Consider the following 4,709-nt stretch of genomic DNA (forward strand, 5'->3'; position numbering starts at 1 on the left):
ATTGCATACAAAAAGCATGGGTCCAATAAAGGAATACCATGCTCTTCTTTATATTGGGGACCTACCAAGGTGAACTTCAGATTTAAGCTAACTGCCAGCCTTATACTGAGTTTAAAAATAAAAAAGGGCTTCTATCCTCAAGAAAGGAATTAACAGCCTCAAAACAGGATTCATATTTTTAGAGGTACCATTGTTTTACATATAATAAGTCGGAACTTTCAAGAAAAGTATCAGTTGCGTTTGCAGTTTTTTTATGGATCAAGATCATAAACGAATGTAACATAATAGAGGTTTTGTTACATTGGGTGAATTGCAGATCTTTTACTTATTGCTAAATGGCAGGATAGCAATAAATGAAAGAAGAACCTTTCTCATTAATGCTTAATTTTACTTTTATTATGTATCGTGATGAATAAAAAAAGACCGTATTATGGTCTCGATTATTGATTAAGAAAATCTCTAATTTCATCAACTGATATTCCTAACTCTAAAGCCTCCTTAATAAGTTCCACCCATTCTTTATCCAGTTCTTTTTCAGTAGCTAGAGTAATCAAACTAAATCCCCCTAAAAGTGTGCTATTTTTTAGTCGCCCAGCCGTCATAGCGTCAACCTTAGACCTGTTTGCTTTGCATCCCAATCTTTCGAAAGGTTTGCTTTCTAATCAATATTTAATTACTTGTATAAATTTTACTACAGATGTTCACTATACCGAACAAATATAGTTCCCGAAAGTTCGACATTAAGAAATAAATTTACCAAATACGACGCTATTCGAAGTTAATGCACACAAGCTTATCCCACTACGGGTGCTTGAGATGAATAAGCGTAAGGTTGCATGAGCAGCTTTTTTTGTGGATTCAGATGCTAAAAATGAATGTTAATTAATGGATGTTTTGTTACATTGGGTGAATTTCAGAGCTTTTTCTTATTCAACTTAGGATAGCAGTTGAATAAGATCGTTCGACGAGAAGGACATTCCTGGTATTACAAGGATGTCCTTTTTTACTAAACTATAGGGTGTTTCGTTAGAATTTAAAATCTAAAATCATCTTACTGGTTTGACCTGTAAACTTATAATTATAGGACCCTTTCAGGCTTTCTAAGTCACCGGTAGCTTTGATGATTGTTGCTGGAGAATCTAGATTTTCTTTATCAAATATTCCTTGCTCTATAGCTGTAAATGTCCCCAGTTTTCGAAAAATAAGGCAAATTTCTTCACACTGCTAATTATTTTATGTTAAGCTTTGTTGAAACATGGGGGAGAAGAATAAGTCCCTATGTTTACAGTTGTTAGCCAATGGGGAAGATAATAATTTGAACTTGGAAAAGGAGGAATGAAGAATGGATGTGCCATTAACATCAAAGGAAGTCATTACTCAGATCCAGAAGTTACAGAACGAAGGTCAATCTCTAAAGAAAAAAGAGGTAAAACAACTTTATCCCGATTTAATGCGGAGTGCTTTGTATTACTACCCAAGTTGGCAACAGGCCATAGAAGAAAGTAAAACAGGCTAATTTACATTAAAATATAAAAAAACATGAACTCTGTTAACAAAAAGGCCATCCATGTGGATTGTTTTTGTTCTTTATCTTTTAAACAGCTTATAAAAGTAATAGGGTGATTGTCCGTTAATTTGGCAATCACTCTTTTTTGGGCTTTAAAATTGGCCTATTTTGTCCATTGTTTTAATTAAGTAATAGGATTGTAGCCTAACAGGGTTGAAATGACTGTACAAGTCTCCTGGATACCTTAGGTGATAATCTGTAGAAATCATTAAAGATATAACATTCGCAAAGAACAGGGATTCTGACCATTAATAAGATGAAAGAAGCTGTGCAAAATGAAAAAAAGACCAAGGTTCCCCGATCTTTTATTATGTATAATTATAGATTCACAAAAAGTAATTCTTATAGTATCAGCCCCATCCTTCGCTGAAACCAATGATAACCCCACTTGTTATCTTTTTTAGAGTATATATCGTAAAGGTCTGTCCAGTCGGGCAGACCTTCTTTTTTAAATCTTAACCCAATTAATTCACAATTAAATACGTATCCTCACGAAAGAACAAAACCAATAATTCTAATGCGAAATCAAGCCATTCATCATCTAAAAATTAATACAGCCATCGGATATTAAAGCTTTCATATTCTAGGGCCTCAAAAAACCAAGCTAATTTTAAAAAAGTGGCTTCTACTTCAGTTAAACCCTTTAATGCTTCTTTCACTAAATCAATGTTCTCGTAAGCCTTTAATTTGCCTTTTAATTTTGGGAATGTCTCAACGATACGTTTGGTTGCATGTTTCGTTGACTAAGTCAACAATAGAATAAAACAAAATGTTGACTAAGTCAGCTTCAAAACAGCAACCCCAAAATCTAAAAATACTACTACTTGTTTTTGTAAGTATTTAAGAAGTTTTGTCGCAACTATTCCAATTATGTGAAATTTTTCGCATAATATTTCTTGTATGCAGGTAACACCAATCCATAACGACCAAGGGAGTTATGATAATGTTTGTAGAGGAAGATGAATTAGTACACTGGATCAACCTAATGAGAAAGAATTTGATCCTAATTGCAGAAGAAACTGGATTAAATAGCGATGACACTATTCGTTATAGTCGGATACGAGACGAGCTCATCACGATGTATCAAAAAAGGAAAAATGAACATGTACAGAAGTTTAATTAAAAATCCTGCATTGTCACATGGTGAATATGGGGATTTTTTTGATTTTTTAGCAAAAATCCACTGGATGCGAAACATCCCTTATCCCATTACTTTTATACGCTAATTGAATGAAATCATTCAGATCCTTTTGATCCACTATTTGTTCAAAGTCACATGGTTGTCCTAATGTAATACCCCTTTGACTAGCAACTGAAATAATTAGGCCTAATTCATAATACATAGTTTTTGTTAATAAGCCTTTTTCAATGTTTTTCATCATTTCATCATAAAAAGCAATTAAAAAATCAGTAGGTAACTTTTCATAAAAATCCACTATTACATCTCCCTTATCATAAATGTAGGAAAATCTTTCTGGACAATGATAGATTTGCTCCAACCCCATTATAAATCGACGATGGTGAAATCTTTGTCGATTTAATTGAACATTTGTTTACAGTTTCATTAAATTACATCTGTTATTATCAAAATAAGCAATAAAAGCTCTAAGGTATTTCATGCTTCATCTATGCTACGCATAGATGAAGCCGTCTTGTTGGGGCTCGATGCCCCTACAAGACGAACGATCAAAAAAAACAAAATTATAAAGAAGAGGGAGAATGTCCCCCCTCCTTCAAATCTTAGATGTATCCTTTCTCTTTTAAGGTGCAGTAGTCAGCATTGGCATTCACAATCAGGTGATCAAGGACTTCGATTCCCGGAATCTTACCTGCTTCTACTAATCTACGCGTTACCTCTATGTCTTCTCTCGATGGTTCAACATTTTATCAATAGTAAACTATAAAAAATGTTGAATATTATTGTCTTCACACTTTGAGGACATGATTTTAAAGAAAAGATTCAGTAGTTTATTTCGAGTATAGTTCCCCATATAACTTTTCTAACTGCACTTTGAGCTCCTTATTTTCATTCTCAAGTTCTTTAATCCGTTCCTTTAGTGTTTTTATCAACGATTCTTCATTATTTTTTGGCTTCCTTTTGACTATTTTTCCAACCCCATTTGGCTGAAGCTAAGGTTTCACAAGGCAAACAAGCCTATCATATCCACCAAGTAAAGTCCTATCGTTGTGTACGTTGAAAACTATAATTACTTACTGAAGATAATAAGTAAACGAAGTTAGAAAAGAGGCTGTTTTTGTTTCGTTATACGATGAATACGGTTAAAAATCATACTGTATATAAGCTCCTTATAGTTTAAGTAGAAAACTTCACAAGCTCTTCAATGCCTTAGCATAATCCAATCCCTTAAATTAGTTGTTCTAAAATCTGTCCCATTACAAAAAAGACAACTTCTTATTAAATTGTTGACAATATATTGATCAAAATGTCTTCCACATTTGAGATTAATTATTTAGTAATTATTTCTCTGTATAACTTCCCTTTAATTTGCAAAGTTTAATTCTTGTTGATTCTTTATATCAACTACTAAACACACCATCTACCCAGGGGGATTATTTATGACACAACAACAACAACAACAAGCCCAACAGGCTATTCAAGCAACTCAACAAGCTCAACAGACTATTCAAGCAGCCCAAGCAAGTGTAAATCCACAACAATTGCAACAAGCACAGCAACAGCTTAAACAAGCACAGCAACAATTTCAAAACCAAACAGGGACTCAAGCAACTTCACAACAACAATTACAACAATTACAACAGCAGGTTCAACAGGCTCAACAACAAGTTCAGCAATTACAACAAGGTTCACGTCAACAGCAAAATCAACAAAACAGTTACCAATAATACTTTTCCCCTTCAAAGGGGATTTTGTTGGACTATAGCCAAGTGGTAAGGCAACAGACTTTGACTCCGTGATCGTTGGTTCGAATCCAGCTAGTCCAGCCAAAATTTTCACCTAACCTATATAAGAGTAAAAAGAAAATTGTTTCAATTTCCCCGGCTTCAAGATTTGTTCGTATTATACTGTTGGATGTTGAAGAGTGGAAAACCTCAACATCTTTTTTACTTACGTTAAATAAATTTTTATTTTTGATAAAATCTTTCTTGAATTAAACTGACC

The 4,709-nt window shown here is 33.6% G+C and carries 5 protein-coding genes, 1 tRNA gene, 2 pseudogenes and 1 riboswitch; of the genes and pseudogenes, 4 read left to right on the forward strand and 4 right to left on the reverse strand.

The features are described 5' to 3' along the window. Positions 1-440 precede the first annotated feature (440 nt). Complete coding sequence (locus JN080_RS28245; protein WP_256238005.1) at positions 441-554, reverse strand: anti-repressor SinI family protein; 114 nt, start codon at positions 552-554, stop codon at positions 441-443. Between the two features lie 28 nt (positions 555-582). Then, positions 583-666: riboswitch (cyclic di-GMP riboswitch) on the reverse strand. 360 nt (positions 667-1,026) lie between these two features. Continuing rightward, positions 1,027-1,188: pseudogene (locus JN080_RS28250) on the reverse strand (DUF3224 domain-containing protein); the annotation flags it as partial. 154 nt (positions 1,189-1,342) lie between these two features. Here JN080_RS28250 and JN080_RS28255 point away from each other — a divergent pair. Further along, positions 1,343-1,516, forward strand: a complete 174-nt coding sequence (locus tag JN080_RS28255) for a hypothetical protein (RefSeq protein ID WP_256239272.1) — start codon at positions 1,343-1,345, stop codon at positions 1,514-1,516. Positions 1,517-2,510: 994 nt separating this feature from the next. Next, positions 2,511-2,690 (forward strand): aspartyl-phosphate phosphatase Spo0E family protein, encoded by a 180-nt coding sequence (locus tag JN080_RS28260; RefSeq protein WP_256239273.1) that lies wholly within the window; start codon positions 2,511-2,513, stop codon positions 2,688-2,690. A gap of 46 nt (positions 2,691-2,736) precedes the next feature. Here JN080_RS28260 and JN080_RS28265 read toward each other — a convergent pair whose 3' ends face one another. Then, entirely contained in the window at positions 2,737-3,003 is a 267-nt protein-coding gene (locus JN080_RS28265) for a hypothetical protein (protein ID WP_256239274.1), read from the reverse strand. 304 nt (positions 3,004-3,307) lie between these two features. After that, a pseudogene (locus JN080_RS28270) lies at positions 3,308-3,439 on the reverse strand (JAB domain-containing protein); the annotation flags it as partial. A 705-nt stretch (positions 3,440-4,144) separates the two neighbouring features. Between JN080_RS28270 and JN080_RS28280 the strand changes: the two are divergent. Both JN080_RS28280 and JN080_RS28285 read left to right on the forward strand, forming a co-directional pair. Further along, positions 4,145-4,432: a hypothetical protein gene (locus JN080_RS28280; protein ID WP_256239275.1), complete on the forward strand. Its 288-nt coding sequence runs from the start codon at positions 4,145-4,147 to the stop codon at positions 4,430-4,432. A gap of 28 nt (positions 4,433-4,460) precedes the next feature. Beyond that, positions 4,461-4,534 (forward strand) — tRNA-Gln (locus JN080_RS28285). Positions 4,535-4,709 lie beyond the last annotated feature (175 nt).

Origin of the sequence: Bacillus sp. EB600 (assembly GCF_024494385.1) — a bacterium.
In the GTDB taxonomy this organism is placed as follows: Bacteria; Bacillota; Bacilli; order Bacillales; family Cytobacillaceae; genus JAEVLT01.